Here is a 17213-nt window from a genome sequence, read left to right as displayed (position 1 = left end):
CGAGGAGATCTCCAAAGGATAGAAACTATCCTTCAACACCATTTGACAAAGAGCCTTTTTATTCCAGAAATTTTACCCACCATTAAGCAACGGGTCGCTGGTCTGGCTAAATTTGGCCTGGATCCACTTCCTGGGACGGTCACGACAGCTGCCGTTGATGATGTGAGTTGGGCAACGGCCTGGCAGAAGTATTACCATCCAGTTCGCGTGACCCGCTACTTGACGGTGACGCCAAGTTGGGAAGACTATCAACCCGAACAGCCTGAGGAAAAAGTGATCAGGCTAGATCCCGGAATGGCCTTCGGAACGGGGACCCATCCCACGACCCGGCTGTCCTTGACAGCCTTAGAAATGGTGGTTCGCGGTGGCGAAACCATGTATGACGTGGGCACGGGTTCCGGGGTATTGAGCATTGCGGCTAAACTTATGGGGGTCAAGGCCATCACTGCGTTTGATCTCGACGAAGTCGCCGTACGTTCAGCTAAGACTAATCTTGACTTGAATCCGGTCGCCAGTGACGTGGTGGCTAAGCCTAACGATCTTTTGAAGGGCATTCACCAACCCGTAAACCTGGTCGTGGCTAACATCTTGGCGGAGATTATTTTACCGCTGGTCCCTCAAGTCTGGGAAAACTTAACGCCCGGTGGTTACTTTCTGACGTCGGGCATCATTGCCGATAAGCTGGAGACCGTGGTGGCTGCGCAGAAGAAACAAGGCTTTATCATTGATAACATTCTACAAATGAAGGATTGGCGTGGCGTGATTGCCCACAAGCCAACGGAGGATGAGTAGGCATGCAACGTTATTTCTTAGATGACCCGCATCAGACCGGTGATCACCTGGTCTTGCCGGAAACGATTGCCCGTCACTGGATCCGCGTTATGCGGGCCCAGATAGGTGATCAGGCGGAATTTGTTGATAGCACGGCCCACCTCTTTGTGGGATCGCTCACGGTCATGGAACCCGAAGCCACGGTGACGCTGACGGCGGTGCCGACGCCCGAGGTCGAATTGCCAGTGGCTGTGACCATCGCGTGTGGGTTACCCAAGCAGGAAAAGTCCGAGTGGATTACCCAAAAGGCCACGGAATTAGGCGTGACGAACATTGTCTTCTACGCTGCCGATTGGTCGGTGGCTAAGTGGCAAGGCAACAAAGCTGGCAAGAAGGTCGCCCGGTTGAATAAGATTGCGGCGGCTGCGGCCGAACAATCTCATCGTTTACACCGGCCGGAGGTTAGCTATGCGGCCAGTCTGGCTGACGTGCTTAAACAGCCGGTAGACGTCCGCTTGATGGCTTATGAAGAATCAGCCAAGCAAGGGGAGCAGAGTGCCTTAAATCAACAGCTAACGGCTCTAAGACCGGGACAAACGCTCCTGACCATCTTTGGTCCTGAAGGTGGGATTAGTCCCGCCGAAGTTGAACAGGCGACGGCGGCACAGACGACACTTGTGGGTCTGGGACCGCGAATTTTACGGACCGAAACGGCGCCGTTATATCTCCTGGCGGCAACATCAATGGTCTTGGAGTTACAAACCCCAAGATAACTTAATGAAATCTAGCTGAAAACATGCTAAAATGGTTGCAATTATCATGAGAGATGGGTGAGGGCATATGGCAGTTCTAGAAAGGATCGGCTGGCGTTACTGGTTCCGGCTTTAGCAACTTGGATTGGAATTAGCCCGGTTTGGCGTTTTGGGGGCCTCTTAATTGTCATTAATGGGCTGTTAGCTGTGATGTTGGGGCGTTGGATTTTTCGGCGATCACAACCCGGTTGGTGGGTCATCATTTGGCCCATGGTATATTTAATTGGGGCAATGCTTTTCTTGCCACAATATACCCGGTATTTTGCAATTGTTTATCTCTGCCTGTCCTATTTAGGCTACGGGTTAACACAAACGAAGAAATCTGTCGAATCATAAATTTTAAAATTTAAGGGTGGTGGCGTTCAATATGACCAAGGAACGCGTCTGGACAGCTGAAGAAGTAATTGCTCGAGTTAGCAAATATATGAATGCACAACACGTGGAAATGGTGGTTAAGGCCTGTCATTTTGCGACGGTAGCGCACAAAGATCAATTCCGTCAATCTGGTGAACCTTACATCATGCATCCTATTCAGGTTGCCGGCATTTTAGCCGATCTGAATATGGATCCCGAAACAGTTTCCGCCGGGTTCTTACACGATATCGTGGAAGACACCGGGGTGACGTTGAGTGACGTGCGTGAACTCTTCGGTGACGACGTGGCCTTGATTGTGGATGGCGTCACCAAGCTTGGGAAGATTAAATACAAGTCGAACCGAGAACAGTTGGCAGAAAACCACCGGAAACTCTTGCTGGCCATGTCCAAGGATATTCGGGTCATGATCGTTAAGTTAGCCGATCGACTCCACAATATGCGGACGTTACAGCACTTGCGGCCGGACAAACAACGGCGGATTGCCAATGAAACGCTGGAAATCTATGCCCCACTGGCCGATCGTTTGGGGATTAGTACGATCAAGTGGGAGCTCGAGGATGTTTCGCTCCGTTACCTGAACCCCCAACAATATTATCGGATCGTGCACCTCATGAATTCACGGCGAGACCAGCGAGAACAGTACATTGCCGCTGCCATCAAGGTGATTCAGTCATCCATCGCGGACCTGAATTTAAAGCCCGAGATCTATGGCCGGCCCAAGCACATCTATTCCGTTTACCGGAAGATGAAGGATCAACACAAACAATTTAGTCAAATCTATGATTTGCTGGCGATCCGGGTGATCGTGGATACCATCAAGGACTGTTATGCAGTGCTCGGGGCAATTCACTCTCAGTGGAAGCCAATGCCTGGCCGTTTCAAGGACTACATCGCGATGCCTAAGGCCAACATGTACCAATCCCTGCATACCACGGTGATTGGCCCTGAAGGTAAGCCCCTCGAAGTGCAAATCCGAACCAAGGAAATGCACGCCGTTGCCGAATATGGGGTGGCGGCGCACTGGGCTTACAAGGAAGGGGTCAAGGACAAGGTTCAAGAAACCAATTCCGGCGACAAGCTCAATATTTTCAAGCACATCATTGAACTACAGGAAGATACCGATGACGCCTCCGACTTTATGGACAGTGTCAAAGGGGAACTCTTTGGCGATCACGTTTACGCGTTTACCCCTAAGGGCGACGTGCTGGAACTGCCGAAGGGTTCCGGACCATTAGACATGGCCTATGCCATCCATACCGAGGTGGGGCACCATACCACCGGGGCCACTATCAATGGGAAGATTGTCCCCCTGAACTACGAGATTAAGAACGGGGACATCGTCGATATTCGCACGTCGTCCAGTTCGGCTGGTCCTAGTCGAGATTGGATGAAGTTGGTCTCGACGCGGCGGGCCCGTAACAAGATCAAGCAGTTCTTCCGGCAGAGTGATCGCGAAAAGAATATTGTTCAAGGACAGGATTCTATCGAACGGCTCTTACGTGAAATGGGTTACGATCCCAAGGCCCTGATGACCAAGGCCAACATGGAAAAAGTGATCGGTAAGATGCATTATCAACACGCCGATGATTTGCTAGCAGCGATCGGTTTTGGAGATGTTCAACCACGCGGCGTGGTGAACCGGTTGACGGATGATGTCCGTCAGGCCGCTGAGGACGAACGCCGGCGGCAAGAGGAACGGGAACTGCTGGAAGAGCATCAAACGATCAAGAATGATCCGGAGAGTGACAAGAAGGATCGCAAGAATAAAGACACCGATGGCGTGGTTATCGAAGGAGTCGACAACCTGTTGATTCGGTTGAGTCACTGTTGTTCACCGGTTCCTGGCGATGACATCATTGGGTACATTACCAAGGGGCGCGGGGTTTCCGTGCACCGGACGGATTGCCCAAATGTCCGGCATGCTGAGGATAATGGCGAACGAATTGTGTCGGTTCGCTGGGGGAATCTCGCCGGCGATAAGACCAACTACAACGCCGATATCGAAGTGCAAGGCTACAATCGTAATGGGCTGTTGAACGATGTGCTGCGGTCCATTAACAACAGCACCAAGTACCTCACGTCCATTAATGGGAAGGTTGACCACAACAAGATGGCTACTATTTCCATTAGTTTGGGAACGCGGAACCTGATCGAGTTACAGCGAATCATGGATAATATTAAAAACATTGCGGACGTCTACGTGGTTAAGCGGGCGTTCCACTAAAAGAGGGTCAATATGCGAATTCTATTGCAAAAAGTCAGTGAAGCTTCCGTCACTATTGACGGTGAGGTTCATGGGGCCATTAAAAAAGGTTTCTGCCTGTTGGTCGGTGCCGAGGATAGTGACACCAGCGAAGAGGTGGACTACCTGGTACGCAAGATTAGCAAGCTACGGGTCTTTGAAGACGCTGATGACAAAATGAACTTGAGCCTGAACGACGTCGACGGTAGCGTGCTCTCTGTGTCCCAATTCACGCTTTACGCCAACACCAAGAAGGGCAACCGGCCGAGCTTCGTGGAATGCCGGTGACCCGGCCCATGCCGAAAAGATTTATGACGAATTTAATCAGAAGATGGCGGCCACGGGGATTCCCGTAGCAACCGGGGTCTTCGGTGCTGACATGCAGGTGGCCTTAGTCAATGATGGCCCAGTTACGATCTGGTTTGACACAGATCACAAGTAAACAATGATCACGAGGGGGTCGGCACAGTCCGACTCCTTTTTTAGGAGGAAAATGATGCGTTATCAACATTACTTTTGGGATTTTGATGGCACGCTGGTGAATACGTACCCGGGGATGGTGCGGGCCTTTAGCGACGCCCTGGTAGCCAGTGGCGTCAATGATTTTGAGATCGATACGGAAGCTATTTACCAAGCCATGCGGCAGCACAGTGTGGGCACGGCCTTCCAACGATTCATGGCCGAGTACCAGTTGGATGAGGAACGTCTGCGAAAGATCTATCAACGGTCTGTGGGCGAAGCGATTGCCAATGCCGGGGTCTTCGATGGGGTGGCCGATCTGTTGTCAGCGATTGTCGCCGCCGGGGGCCACAATTACCTGGAGACGCATCGTGACAAGGGGGCATTGGACTTTCTAGGTGATCTGGGCTTAGCGGATTACTTTACTGACATGGTGACGGCCGATGATCACTTTCCCCGTAAGCCGGATCCCAGTGGCTTACAGTCCCTGTTGACGCGTTATGACATTGACCCCAAGGCGGCCATAATGATCGGTGACCGCAACCTGGATATTGCGGCGGGTCACCGCGCTGGTATGGCGGGGGCCATGTTCGATCCGGAACACATGATTGTGGACGAGAGCCAACCAGAAGTGCGCGTGACCCGGATGGCGGAGTTGCAGGAATGGTTAAGCGTGTAAAAAAGGGCGTTTAGCCGGCGAGCATTAACATTGATAACCGAGAAATCCCGTTTTGGGATTTCTTGGTTATCAATGTTAAGCGGAGTCGGCTGCCCTTTTTTACACGTCTCGACTATATAGAATTGTTCAAAAACAAGGCGTTCCACCATTCCCGGTAGGACGCCTTTAACTTACATAATATTTTAGCCGCGGGCCAATACACTATCCACGGCTCCACCATAGGTTTCCCCAAAGAGGTTCAGGTGCGCCAATAGGTAGTAGAGTTGGTAGTGGGGTAGGCGTTCCTGATAGCCGGCCGTTAACGGATAGCGTTCTTGATAGCCACGATAGAAGTCAGCGGAGAACCCCCCGAAGATGGTGGTCATAGCGAGATCAAACTCCCGGTCACCGTACAGGACATCGGGATCAATCAGAGTCGGTGTGCCGTCGGCCGTGAAGAGGTAGTTGCCGGACCACAAATCCCCATGTAGCAGCGAGGGGGTAATTTGGCGATGCTGATTCTCGTCGATGATGTTCTGACGGACGCGATCGTAGGCTTGTTGGCGATCAGCATTCCAGAGGTGATGTTCCTGGGCCCTTTTAACCAGGGGATCGAGACGTTGTTCCAGATAGAAGTGGGTCCAGTCAGCTTGCCAGGTATTGTTCTTAGGTAGCTTATCGGTTAAATTGTTTTGGTCGAAGCCGAATCGGGGTGCGGTGACCTGATGAACCCGAGCCACAGCCTCGCCGAGTTCACATTGACTGCCTTGACCAATTTCTAGATATTCCAAAATTAGGTAAGCATCGCCGTCGATCTGACCCGACCCGAGGACCTCGGGCACGTTGATGGCCTGACCCAAGGCGTGGAGGCCCGCGACCTCGTGGTCATAAAAGGCGGCTGATGTGTGTGGTTGAACTAGCAGAAAGTACGGCCCCTCGGCGGTTTGCAGGCGATAGGCATCGTTGATGTCCCCACCGGAGACCGGGTCCACTCCGGTGACCTGCCGGAGCGGGAGTTGGGCTAGCCATTCAGAAGATAACATTGAAAAACCTTCTTTCGCGAAAATAAAGGACGCCGTGAGCCAGATGATCCTGACTAACGACGTCCTCTGACGACTCTATTGTAACACCATGGCTAAGAGTTTCCGGCCTTAAAGTAGGTGCTCAAGCCCTTGACGACGCGGGTCGCCACTTGTTTCTGATACTGGGTACTTTGAATGTAATGGAAATCCTTCTTGGTGTTGATGTAGCCCATTTCGAGCAACAAGGAAGGCCGATTGTTGTCTCGGATAACTTCGAAGTTGCCGTACTTAATGCCTCGATTCTGGAGGGGGAGGTCGTTCATCTCACCGTTGATATCCTCAGCCAGTTCGTAGGACGTGTCGCGGTGGTAATAGTAGGTCGTGGTCCCGGAGGCTAAGTTACTAGAGGGCGAGGAGTCAAAATGAAAACTGATGAAGGCACTGGCTTGCTTGGTATTGGCCAACGATGGCCGATCCGGCAGGCTGACGTACTTGTCACTGTCACGCGTCATGATAACGTGAGCGCCGGTCGCACGGAGTTGCTTGGCAACCTGTCGCGCCATGGCCAATGTGTACGTCTTCTCGTTATGCTTCTGGTCGATGGAGAGGGCTCCAGAGTCGTTACCTCCGTGTCCCGGATCGAGCACGATGGTAGCTTCGGAGAGGCTAGTAGCCCGTTTCAATTTGCCTGGATGATCGACCAGCCAGCTGGCCACCCAACCGAAATGGTTGTTGTGATCGCGAACGTGATACCAGTTGTCCTTTTCACCGATAATGGTGAGACGGGTATTTTTTTCAATTTTGTGGGTGACCTTGTAGGTCAGTCCCGGCCCGTCACGCAGGTTGAGGTTACTGATGGTGGCGGTCACAGAGTTGCTGCGGGTAAAGCTAAAGAGTAGCCCCCCGGCAACCAAGAGGATAACCAGCGCGGTAATGATTCCCGGCCAGTTGCGTGGTTTAAAATGCATATGAAATCTCCTTAAATAAATTAGTTTTTATTATACCACGTCAGGCTTTCATTCCTGTTAAATTTCAGGTAAGTCACCTTGACTTTTCACGCCCATTTCAGTAAGCTTAGGAAGAATAAAATAGATTGCCAATGAGAAAGATTAGTAGAAGGAAGCCCGTTTCCAGAGAGACCGTGTTGCTGAGAGCGGTTAGCGGCGTGACTTCGAAGACACTTTTGAGGCTAATGACGGTTGCCCGTCATTCGTTTGCAACGTTATCCTGCAGAGAAATTATTAAAGGTGGTACCGTGCATACCTGCGCCCTTGTCTATTGACAGGGGCGTTTTTTATTTTCAGCAGGCGTAGAAAGGGAGAATGCTCATGCGTTATCAACGACCAAAGGGAACGGCCGACATCTTACCAGGCGACTCACAGATCTGGCAATACGTCGAAGCCACGGCCCGCAAGCTGTTTGCGACCTACCGCTTCGATGAGATTCGGACCCCGATGTTTGAAAATTTTGAGGTCTTCTCACGCACCTCAGGCGATACGTCCGATATCGTGACCAAGGAAATGTACGACTTTAAGGACAAGGGTGATCGCCACCTCTCCTTACGGCCAGAAGGAACGGCCGGAGTTGTTCGGGCCTTTGTTGAAAACAAGCTTTACGGTCCCGAGACCCAGAAGCCTTACAAGGTTTACTACATGGGACCAATGTTCCGTTACGAACGGCCCCAATCAGGTCGGCAACGTCAATTCCATCAGATCGGGGTGGAAGCCTTTGGGAGTGACGCCCCTGAATTAGATGTCGAAGTCATTGCTTTGGGGATGAGCCTCTTAGGCAAGTTGGGCTTGAAGCATTTGCGGTTAGCCTTGAACACTTTGGGTGACAAGGAATCTCGCGATGCTTACCGTCAAGCCTTGATCGACTTCTTGGAACCTCACTTTGACGAATTGAGTGACGATTCCAAGGTTCGGCTGCACAAAAATCCATTGCGGGTCCTTGACAGTAAGGACAAGCATGACCAGGCCATCGTGGCCGATGCGCCATCCATCTTGGACTTCCTGACGCCAGCCGCCACAAGTCACTTTGATCGCGTTAAGGCCAGCTTAGACGCCTTAGGCATTGCCTATGACGTTGATGCTACCATGGTTCGGGGGTTGGATTACTACAACCACACCATCTTTGAAATCATGGCTGATTCACCAGCCTTAGGTGAAGGGTACACCACTGTTCTTGCTGGGGGCCGCTACAATGGTCTCGTGGAAGAACTGGGTGGACCTGACATGCCGGGTGTTGGTTTCGGTCTTGGGGTGGAACGTCTGGTCTTATTGATGCAGGCCGAGAAGGTTGCCGTGCCAAACGACAATGCCTTAGACGTCTACGTGGTTGGTATCGGTGACGATACGTCATTGGAAACCTTGAAGTTGGTTCAGTCGATCAGAGCGGCTGGTTTAACCGCCGACCGAGACTACTTGGGTCGCAAACCTAAGGCCCAATTCAAGACAGCCAACCGTTTGTCAGCGGCTTACACGTTGACGATTGGGAGTCAGGAATTGGCTGACCAAACGGCCAACCTGAAGTCGATGGCAACGGGTGAAGAAATCAGCGTGCCATTAGCCGATATTTATCAAGATTTTGAAAAAGTCGTGGCTACCAAGTTTACGGCGAAATAAGAGGGGAAAAGTTATGGAAAAGAATTTAAAACGGACCACTTACGCCGGCTTAGTCGATGAACAATACCTCGATCAAACTGTCGTTTTAAAGGGTTGGGTGCAGAAGCGCCGGGACCTTGGGAGCCTGATCTTCGTTGATTTGCGCGACCGTGAAGGCTTGGTTCAATTGGTCTTCAGTGAAGAATACGACAAGGACGCCTTAGCCGTTGCCGACCAACTTCGTAGCGAATACGTGATCGAAGTCCAAGGAAAAGTTGTTGCCCGGACACCAAAGGAAATCAATCCTGACATGCGTACGGGGAAGGTTGAAGTCCGAGTTACCGGCATCAACCTCTTAAACAAGGCCAAGGACTTACCATTTGAAATCAAGGATGGCGTCAACGCTTCCGATGATTTACGGCTGAAGTACCGTTACCTGGACTTACGTCGTCCAGAAATGCAACGGTCATTGATGCTGCGTAACCGGATTGTACAGTCCGTGCACAGCTACTTCGACCAAAATGGGTTCGTTGACATCGAAACGCCGGACTTAACCAAGTCGACGCCAGAAGGTGCCCGTGACTACCTGGTGCCTTCACGGATCTACAAGGGCCACTTCTACGCCTTGCCACAATCTCCACAACTGTTCAAGCAGTTGTTAATGGGATCTGGTTTTGACCGTTACTACCAAATCGCGCGTTGTTTCCGTGATGAAGACTTGCGGGGTGACCGTCAACCAGAATTTACGCAGATCGATTTGGAAACGTCATTCCTGACCGCTGAAGAAATTCAAGACATTACCGAAGGCCTGATCGCTAAGGTCATGAAGGACACGTTAAACGTGGACGTCAAGTTACCATTCGAACGGATGGACTGGGACGACTCCATGGCGCGCTTCGGGACCGACCAACCAGATGTCCGGTTCGGCATGGAATTGAAGGACTTGTCGGCTATCATGGCCAACACCGACTTCAAGGTCTTCTCTGGCGCCGTTGCTAACGGTGGCCAAGTCAAGGCAATCGCCGTTCCTGGTGGTGCTGACAAGTACAGCCGTAAGGATATCGACAAGTACGGCCAATACATCGAACGTTTCGGTGCTAAGGGCTTAGCTTGGATGAAGGTAACCGATGATGGTTTTAGTGGCCCTATCGCGAAGTTCTTCAAGGAAGGCGACTGGTTCAAGCAGATCACCGAAGCAACTGGTGCCAAGAGCGGCGACCTGTTGCTGTTCGCCGCTGACTCCAAGCGTGTCGTTGCCCAAACCTTGGGTTTCCTGCGGGTGGCCATTGCCAAGGAACAAGACATGATTGACAAGAACAAGTGGGCCTTCCTTTGGATCGTCAACTGGCCACTGTTCGACTACGATGTCGACTTAAAGCGTTGGGTTCCAGCCCATCACCCATTCACGATGCCTGCCGAAGGGGATGCACATTACTTGAACGACGGCGAAGACCCACACAAGGCCTACGCTCAGAGTTATGACATCATCCTGAACGGTTTGGAATTAGGTGGGGGATCCATCCGGATTCACACCCGTGAACTTCAAATGAAGATGCTCAAGGCCTTAGGCTTTACGCCTGAACGTGCCGACAAGCAATTCGGGTTCTTACTGAGAGCCTTGGATTACGGGTTCCCACCTCATGGTGGTTTAGCTATCGGGTTGGACCGTTTTGCCCGCCTGTTAGCTAAGCGCGACAACATTCGTGACGTGATTGCCTTCCCTAAGAACTCGAAGGCCACGGAACCAATGACGGAAGCCCCAAGCACGGTTGCTGACAAGCAATTGGTTGACTTGGACTTGCAGATTACGCCCGACGAACCAGCCGATAAGTAGGCTGCGTTCCGGACAACTAAGACACTAAATTAATGAGACTGACCGATCACTCATCTGGGTGATCGGTCAGTCTTTTTTTAATGATGATCCCCCTGAACCGTGGGCACTGACGGTGGTTAACCCGGTGACGGGTTGACCTGAGCCCTGAAAAGACGTTTAATGGAAACATTAGAAATTGGAGTGATTATGATGAGTGAAACGGAAACAGCAATTTTTGCCGGCGGGTGTTTTTGGTGTATGGTCCAGCCTTTTGAAACGTTACCCGGAATTCAAAAAGTGCTTTCAGGCTACACCGGGGGAACCGTGCCTAATCCGACCTACGAACAGGTCAAAAGCCAGACGACTGGTCACACGGAGGCCGTGAAAATTTGGTTCGATCCGCAGGTTATTTCATACGACAAATTGGTCAGCCTGTATTGGCAACAGACGGACCCAACCGACGCCAGTGGCCAGTTTCAGGACCGGGGGGACAACTACCGACCCGTGATCTTTGTTAACAGTCCGGCCCAACGAGCTGTCGCTGAAGCTTCACGCCAGGCCCTCCAGGATCGGGAGCAATTCGACCAGCCAATCGTCACTAAAATTGAAGAAGTTCAACCGTTTTACGTGGCCGAAGAGCGGCATCAGGAATTCTATAAGAAGAATCCGCGGGTTTATGCCGAACAGGAAGCTGGCGGTCGGGCGGACTTCATTGCGAAGAATTGGAAAAATTAGAAGTCACTAAGAGATCGGTTTGGTCGTGGCCGCCACGGGGGATAAATGCTATACTAAGCCGAGCAATAACAACGATGGAAATAAGTGAGGTCGGGTTTTAAATCATGGATGATGTGCAGCAGTTAATGAAACGGCATACCTACACGACAAAGTTTTCCGTAGCGTTCTTCTACGGGTTACTGGTGTCGATCGCGGTGAACTTCTTTTGGACACCTGGTAAGATTTATTCGTCAGGTGTGACCGGGCTGGCCCAATTGGTTAACACGTTAACCGCGGGTCTCGGGGCTTTTCATATCACCACTGCCTTGGGGTTGTTTCTGATTAATATCCCAATGTTTGTGTTGGCGTGGAAACGAATCGGCAAAACGTTCACTGTATTTACTTTTATTTGTGTGCTATTCGCGTCAATTATGATTCGGTTGATTCAACCAATTCATTTGACCAGTGACCCTATTATTTGTGCGATCTTCGGGGGTGCTGTCAACGGCTTCGGTACGGGGTTCGCATTGAAGAATGGGATCTCTACCGGGGGATTGGATATCATCGGAATTGTCGTTCGGCGGAAGACCGGACGGAGCATGGGAACCATTAACATTGCCTTCAACAGTCTGATTGTGATCAGTGCGGGCTTTGTTTACGGTTGGCCATACGCCTTGTATTCAGCCTTGGAACTCTACGTGAATGCCAAGGTCATCGACATGACCTTTACGCGGCAACAGCGGATGCAGGTCATGGTCATCACGGATCGACCAAAGACCGTGATTGACAGTATTCAAAACCACATGCGACGGGGGATCACGATTGTCCACGGCGCAGAAGGGGCCTATCACCACGATGAGAAGACGATTCTCTTCACGGTGATTACGCGTTACGAAATGGATGCGCTGGAAACGGCGATGGAAGAGGCCGATCCTAAGGCCTTCGTCAGCATCTCCGATACGGTGAAGGTGCTGGGGCATTTCTACGAGCCAAAGTGGTAAAAGATAAGAGTGTGCTCAAGGGCGGTTAGCTGGCGAGCATTAAGGCTGACAAGCAGATAATCCTGGTCTTGGATTATTTGCTTGTCAGGTTTAAGCGGAACCAGCTGCCCTGGGGCGCACGTTTCGACTATGTAATTTAAAAGCATGCAGTCAAGAACCATATAAGCAAAAACACCAGAAAGGTGAGGGCCTGGGACACAAATCTCAGGCTCGTTTTGTGCTCTGAACATTGATAGTTGAAACGTGTGACAAAAGGCAGTCAACTCCGCTTAACCCCGCTAGACAAACAATCCAAGACCGGGATTAGCCATCTATCGACGTTAATGCTCATTGATTAACCGCCTTTAGTCACACTCTCTCATCTGTTTCTTAAGCCTTTTTAAAATTCTCTAGGTTCACCGGGCAGATGTGGTATAATTCTCGGTGTTATGGGTAGCGAAAATAAGTGATATTGGTGATGAACGTGAAAGAGATTTATTTATGGTTAGTTCGACTAATGTCGCAGCTATGGCGTTGGCGGTCGAGGCGTGATGTGGTTTACCTCATGAGCTTTGACGACAACGTCCCTTTTATACGGGAAATGGCCCAGTCGTTACCGCCGGATCGGCAGTTGTGGGTGCTTTACCGGCCGAAACAACGCGCTGCGGCGGAGCAATTGGTTGACGATGGAATTCGAATACAGGAATTTCAGGATGGGTTGCGGTTCGTGTTGACGGGGATTCCCGTTGTTATGCACGCTAAGGTCTTATTCTGCGATAACTATTACGCATTTCTCGGTGGGCTGGCACATCCGGCAAATATGCGGATCGTGCAGTTGTGGCATGCCGCCGGAGCAATCAAACGCTTCGGTTGGGAGGATCCCACGACGCCAGAACGTTCGGCAAGTGATCAACGGCGGTTCCAAGCCGTGTATGACCACTTCGACGAATACGTTGTGGGAGCCCCGGCCATGGCCCAGGTGTTTGAACGCAGCTACCGGGCGTCAGCCCAGCGGATGCACGTTCTGGGTTACCCACGTTCCGATCGGTTGTTAGACCCTAACTGGCGAGACCAGACCCACGAGCGGGTTGTGCGGTTAGCACCAGAGTTGGTTGACCAGCGGGTTATTCTGTATGCACCAACGTATCGCGAAGGGGTCACATTTACCCCCCCGAAAGGGTTAGCGGCAGCGTTGCGTGCGGATCCTAAGGCCAAGGTGGTGGTTAAGCTCCACCCGGCCTTAGCGAACGCCGCGGAACAGTTACAGCGTGAATTAGGTCCCCAGGTTGTGGTGGCTAAACACCTGAGTACGACGGAGTTATTGACGGTTGCCGAAACCTTGGTCACTGACTATTCTTCCGTGGCATTCGACTACAGCCTGTTGCCTAATGCACACAGTTTGCTATTTTATCTTTTTGATTTACCAGCTTATCAGCAAAATCCTGGGGTTCAAAGCGACCTTGCTGATTGGTTGCCAAGTCCAATGCTCATGACGAATGCGCAATTGGCAGCAGCAATTACGGCCGACGAGGCGACTGATTTCACTCAGTTCAACCGCCACTGGAATACTGCTAACGACGGAGCCGCCACTGCGCGGGTTATCCGGCGTTACGTTGATCTGCTTAACTAGGTTAACGATTAAAAATTAAAGGAGTGCAGTGCCTTGAAAGAGGTTATCACCTTATTTAAAGAGCAGATTTCAAGTTTGGGGATTATCTTACGGATTTCCCGTTATGAGGATCAAGCCAGTTATCAAAGTCATTACTTAGGTTTAATGTGGGAATACTTATATCCCTTAATCCAAATCGGAATTTACTGGTTGGTGTTCGGTGTTGGTTTGAAACATGGTCAACCATTGAACGGGGTTAGTTACTTGCCATGGATGGTTATCGGGTACTCGGCATGGTTCTTCATGAACCGCGCCACTTTGGATGCTTCAAAGAGTATCTTCCAACGGGTCAACATGGTCGCCAAGATGAAGTTCCCCGTGTCCGCTTTACCAACGATTAAGATCGTCAGCAATCTGAGTTCCTTCTGGACGATGATGGTCTTCTCCGTCTTTATCGGGGCCTTGAACGGTGTTTATCCTAAGGTTGCTTGGTTCCAGTGGATCTACTATTTCTTTGCCATGATCTGTATGTTAGTGGCATTAGGGATCTTCAATTCTTGTATCAGTGTGTTGGTTCGAGACTATCACATCTTGTTACAATCCTTGATGCGGATGTTATTCTACATGTCTGGGGTGCTGTTTAACTTCGTGACGACGTCGTTCCCCGCACCATTCGTCCACTTGTTGGAATTGAACCCTTACTACTACATTGTTTCTGGTTTCCGGGAATCCTTCCTGGGAACAGGATGGTTCTGGGATCGGCCACTGTTGACGCTAGAATTCTGGTTATTCGTATTCATCGTCTTCTTAGTGGGATCACACTTGCACTTCAAGTTCCGGTCACGGTTCGTTGATTTAATCTAGTTGAATTTGAAAGGAGCACGCGTCATGACTAAGGCAGTTCGCAAGATTACTCAGTCATTGAAGCTAGTTGCTCGTTATGGGCTCATCGTCTTGAACGATGGGCTCATTTGTTTACCCATTAAACGGCGACTAGTCCTCTTTGAAAGCTTTAACGGGAAGGACGTCAACGACAATCCGGCAGCGATATACCGGGCGTTGGTGGCTAGCGACCCGCGTTATCGTCAGACGGCTTACTTCAGTGTGAAACCCAGAGAGTATGCCAAATTAAAACGACAGTATCCTGAGGTCCAATTGGTTCGGCGGTTTACGCCCAAGTGGGTCTGGCTCATGGCCAGAGCCCAGTACTGGGTGTTGAACTCGCGTCTGCCGAATTGGTGGCGGTCCAACCGGCACACCCGTACCATTCAAACGTGGCATGGGACGCCGCTAAAGAAGTTGGGAGCCGACATCGAACATGTCGCCATCCCCGGAACGTCCACAGCTGATTACCATCAGCAGTTCGTGACGGCGTCCTCACGCTGGGATTACTTGATTGCGCCGAACCAGTATTCGCGAGATATCTTTAAGCGGGCCTTTGGTTATCGCGGGCACTTTTTAACGGTGGGCTATCCCCGCAATGATGTGCTCTATAACGAGAATCAACCGGCCAAGATTGCCGCGCTTCGGCAACGGTTGTTGGGTCCCGTCAGTGGGCCAGTGGTGACGTATGCGCCGACCTGGCGTGACGACATGGCTGTGAGCGAAGGCGTCTATCGCTTCGATCTGCCGTTTGATCTCGGAAACTTCTTCAAGCATGTGCCAGCAGGGACCCATCTGATTATTCGGCCACACTATCTGGTCAAGGATGCCGTGAATATTCGCGGCTTCGAGGACCGGGTGACAGTGTTGGCCGATACCGACATCGCCGAACTCTACCTGATTACGGACCTGTTGATCACGGATTATTCATCGGTCATGTTCGACTTTGCGAACCTAAAGCGGCCCCAACTTTTCTTTGCCTACGACCTGGAACATTATCGCGATCAGCTTCGCGGGTTCTATTTTGACTATCAAAAGGAAATTCCGGGTCCCTTGGTTACCACGGCAACAGCCTTCTACGACCAGCTCGACGAGTGGCAACAACAAGGGGACTTCCCAGCCTACCGTGAGAAACAGGCGGCATTTAACCACAAGTTCTGTGCCTGGGAAGATGGCACAGCCAGTCAACGTGTTGCAGATTTAATCATCAGTGGAAAGGACGAATGAATATGTCAGAATTTCTAATTGGATCACACGTCAGCATGAAAGGCAAACCCATGTTTCTGGGATCGGCTCAGGAGGCGGCCCAGTATGGTGAAAATGTCTTTATGATTTATACCGGGGCTCCGCAGAACACGCGGCGCAAACCGATCGAAGAGCTCAACATTGCCGCAGGTCAGGCTTTTATGGCCGATCATGACCAACGGGCAGTGGTCATTCATGCGCCTTACGTGGTCAATCTTGGCAACACAGTCAAACCGCAGAACTATGGCTTTGCTGTGGAATTTTTGACGGCGGAGATCAAGCGGGCCGCAGCTTTAGGGGCCACTCAGATTGTCCTGCATCCGGGCGCGCACGTTGGCGCTGGCCCGGAGGCCGCAATTGCGCAGATTGCCAAGGGTCTCGATGAGATCCTGGCGGCAGCGGACGAACCGGTTCAGATCGCCCTGGAAACCATGGCGGGTAAGGGAACTGAGGTTGGCCGCAGCTTCGAAGAACTGGCCGCCATCATGGATGCCACCAGTGCCAACGACCGGCTATCGGTCTGCTTTGACACCTGTCATACGAGCGACGCCGGTTATGACATTGCCACGGATTTTGACGGGGTGCTTAACGAGTTCGATCATGTGATTGGCGTCGATCGACTGAAGGTTATTCACCTCAATGACTCGAAGAATCCACAAGGAAGCCACAAGGACCGCCACACTAATATTGGCTTGGGAACCTTAGGCTTTGATGTTCTAAATAGCATCGCTCATCATCCCCAATTAACGACAGTGCCAAAGATTATGGAGACGCCCGTGGTGGGGCCTGATCGCAAGCATGGCGTTAATCCGCACGGGTACGAAGTGGCCATGTTGAAGGCACAACGATTCAATCCAGACTTTGAAGCCGACGTGTTGGCTGGCATTCCTGAGGACTTGTACTTAACTAGAGGTTAAAAGTATTCAATAACAACCCATATGCAAAAGTCACTAGGCACAAGGCCTGGTGACTTTTTGGTTCTAAAATAACTGTTGTTGGTAATCAAGATTATTTCTTGATTACTAACA

General features: G+C 51.1%; 14 protein-coding genes and 1 pseudogene. 13 read left to right on the top strand and 2 right to left on the bottom strand.

The features are described from left to right. The 5 genes and pseudogenes from prmA to IV54_RS09895 form a co-directional block, all read left to right on the top strand. On the top strand, positions 1 to 792 hold a 792-nt coding region (gene prmA, locus IV54_RS09915), incomplete at its 5' end, for a 50S ribosomal protein L11 methyltransferase (RefSeq protein WP_057879174.1). A 2-nt stretch (positions 793 to 794) separates the two neighbouring features. Next, positions 795 to 1544 carry a 16S rRNA (uracil(1498)-N(3))-methyltransferase gene (locus IV54_RS09910; protein ID WP_057879173.1) on the top strand — a complete coding sequence of 250 codons (750 nt, stop codon included), beginning with the start codon at positions 795 to 797 and terminating at the stop codon, positions 1542 to 1544. Between the two features lie 406 nt (positions 1545 to 1950). Then, positions 1951 to 4182, top strand: coding sequence for a RelA/SpoT family protein (locus IV54_RS09905; protein ID WP_057879172.1), 2232 nt, complete (start codon positions 1951 to 1953; stop codon positions 4180 to 4182). A 12-nt stretch (positions 4183 to 4194) separates the two neighbouring features. After that, positions 4195 to 4642, top strand: a pseudogene (dtd, locus tag IV54_RS09900) (D-aminoacyl-tRNA deacylase). Between the two features lie 54 nt (positions 4643 to 4696). Beyond that, positions 4697 to 5338 carry an HAD-IA family hydrolase gene (locus IV54_RS09895; RefSeq protein WP_057879171.1) on the top strand — a complete coding sequence of 214 codons (642 nt, stop codon included), beginning with the start codon at positions 4697 to 4699 and terminating at the stop codon, positions 5336 to 5338. A gap of 182 nt (positions 5339 to 5520) precedes the next feature. Here IV54_RS09895 and IV54_RS09890 read toward each other — a convergent pair whose 3' ends face one another. Next, positions 5521 to 6360 (bottom strand): fructosamine kinase family protein, encoded by an 840-nt coding sequence (locus IV54_RS09890; protein WP_057879170.1) that lies wholly within the window; start codon positions 6358 to 6360, stop codon positions 5521 to 5523. 92 nt (positions 6361 to 6452) lie between these two features. Continuing rightward, positions 6453 to 7307, bottom strand: a complete 855-nt coding sequence (locus tag IV54_RS09885) for an N-acetylmuramoyl-L-alanine amidase family protein (protein WP_057879169.1) — start codon at positions 7305 to 7307, stop codon at positions 6453 to 6455. A gap of 360 nt (positions 7308 to 7667) precedes the next feature. Between IV54_RS09885 and hisS the strand changes: the two genes are divergently transcribed. The 8 genes from hisS to IV54_RS09840 all read left to right on the top strand — a co-directional run bounded on the left by hisS (position 7668) and on the right by IV54_RS09840 (position 17102). Then, entirely contained in the window at positions 7668 to 8963 is a 1296-nt protein-coding gene (hisS, locus tag IV54_RS09880; protein WP_057879168.1) for a histidine--tRNA ligase, read from the top strand. Between the two features lie 13 nt (positions 8964 to 8976). Beyond that, complete coding sequence (gene aspS / locus IV54_RS09875) at positions 8977 to 10776, top strand: aspartate--tRNA ligase (RefSeq protein ID WP_057879167.1); 1800 nt, start codon at positions 8977 to 8979, stop codon at positions 10774 to 10776. A 189-nt stretch (positions 10777 to 10965) separates the two neighbouring features. Beyond that, a complete protein-coding gene (gene msrA / locus IV54_RS09870; RefSeq protein WP_057879166.1) occupies positions 10966 to 11490 on the top strand; it encodes a peptide-methionine (S)-S-oxide reductase MsrA in 525 nt (174 codons plus the stop codon). A 104-nt stretch (positions 11491 to 11594) separates the two neighbouring features. After that, a complete protein-coding gene (locus IV54_RS09865) occupies positions 11595 to 12470 on the top strand; it encodes a YitT family protein (protein ID WP_057879165.1) in 876 nt (291 codons plus the stop codon). A gap of 496 nt (positions 12471 to 12966) precedes the next feature. Next, positions 12967 to 14079: a CDP-glycerol glycerophosphotransferase family protein gene (locus IV54_RS09855; protein WP_083488575.1), complete on the top strand. Its 1113-nt coding sequence runs from the start codon at positions 12967 to 12969 to the stop codon at positions 14077 to 14079. 33 nt (positions 14080 to 14112) lie between these two features. After that, positions 14113 to 14922 (top strand): ABC transporter permease, encoded by an 810-nt coding sequence (locus tag IV54_RS09850; protein WP_057879162.1) that lies wholly within the window; start codon positions 14113 to 14115, stop codon positions 14920 to 14922. 24 nt (positions 14923 to 14946) lie between these two features. Further along, positions 14947 to 16167, top strand: coding sequence for a CDP-glycerol glycerophosphotransferase family protein (locus IV54_RS09845; protein ID WP_057879161.1), 1221 nt, complete (start codon positions 14947 to 14949; stop codon positions 16165 to 16167). Positions 16168 to 16169: 2 nt separating this feature from the next. Beyond that, positions 16170 to 17102 (top strand): deoxyribonuclease IV, encoded by a 933-nt coding sequence (locus IV54_RS09840; protein ID WP_057879160.1) that lies wholly within the window; start codon positions 16170 to 16172, stop codon positions 17100 to 17102. Positions 17103 to 17213 lie beyond the last annotated feature (111 nt).

This window comes from Levilactobacillus paucivorans (assembly GCF_001437125.1).
GTDB classification, from domain to species: Bacteria; Bacillota; Bacilli; order Lactobacillales; family Lactobacillaceae; genus Levilactobacillus; species Levilactobacillus paucivorans.
The sequence above is the reverse complement of the archived record's forward strand: the minus strand, read 5'-3'. Positions and strand labels throughout refer to the sequence as shown.

Coding starts and splice junctions, on each gene's coding strand:
- aspS (WP_057879167.1), top strand. CDS start 8,977: ATGGAAAAGAATTTAAAACGGACCACTTACGCCGGCTTAGTCGATGAA.
- IV54_RS09845 (WP_057879161.1), top strand. CDS start 14,947: ATGACTAAGGCAGTTCGCAAGATTACTCAGTCATTGAAGCTAGTTGCT.
- hisS (WP_057879168.1), top strand. CDS start 7,668: ATGCGTTATCAACGACCAAAGGGAACGGCCGACATCTTACCAGGCGAC.
- IV54_RS09840 (WP_057879160.1), top strand. CDS start 16,170: ATGTCAGAATTTCTAATTGGATCACACGTCAGCATGAAAGGCAAACCC.
- IV54_RS09855 (WP_083488575.1), top strand. CDS start 12,967: ATGTCGCAGCTATGGCGTTGGCGGTCGAGGCGTGATGTGGTTTACCTC.
- IV54_RS09865 (WP_057879165.1), top strand. CDS start 11,595: ATGGATGATGTGCAGCAGTTAATGAAACGGCATACCTACACGACAAAG.
- msrA (WP_057879166.1), top strand. CDS start 10,966: ATGAGTGAAACGGAAACAGCAATTTTTGCCGGCGGGTGTTTTTGGTGT.
- IV54_RS09885 (WP_057879169.1), bottom strand. CDS start 7,307: ATGCATTTTAAACCACGCAACTGGCCGGGAATCATTACCGCGCTGGTT.
- IV54_RS09895 (WP_057879171.1), top strand. CDS start 4,697: ATGCGTTATCAACATTACTTTTGGGATTTTGATGGCACGCTGGTGAAT.
- IV54_RS09910 (WP_057879173.1), top strand. CDS start 795: ATGCAACGTTATTTCTTAGATGACCCGCATCAGACCGGTGATCACCTG.
- IV54_RS09905 (WP_057879172.1), top strand. CDS start 1,951: ATGACCAAGGAACGCGTCTGGACAGCTGAAGAAGTAATTGCTCGAGTT.
- IV54_RS09890 (WP_057879170.1), bottom strand. CDS start 6,360: ATGTTATCTTCTGAATGGCTAGCCCAACTCCCGCTCCGGCAGGTCACC.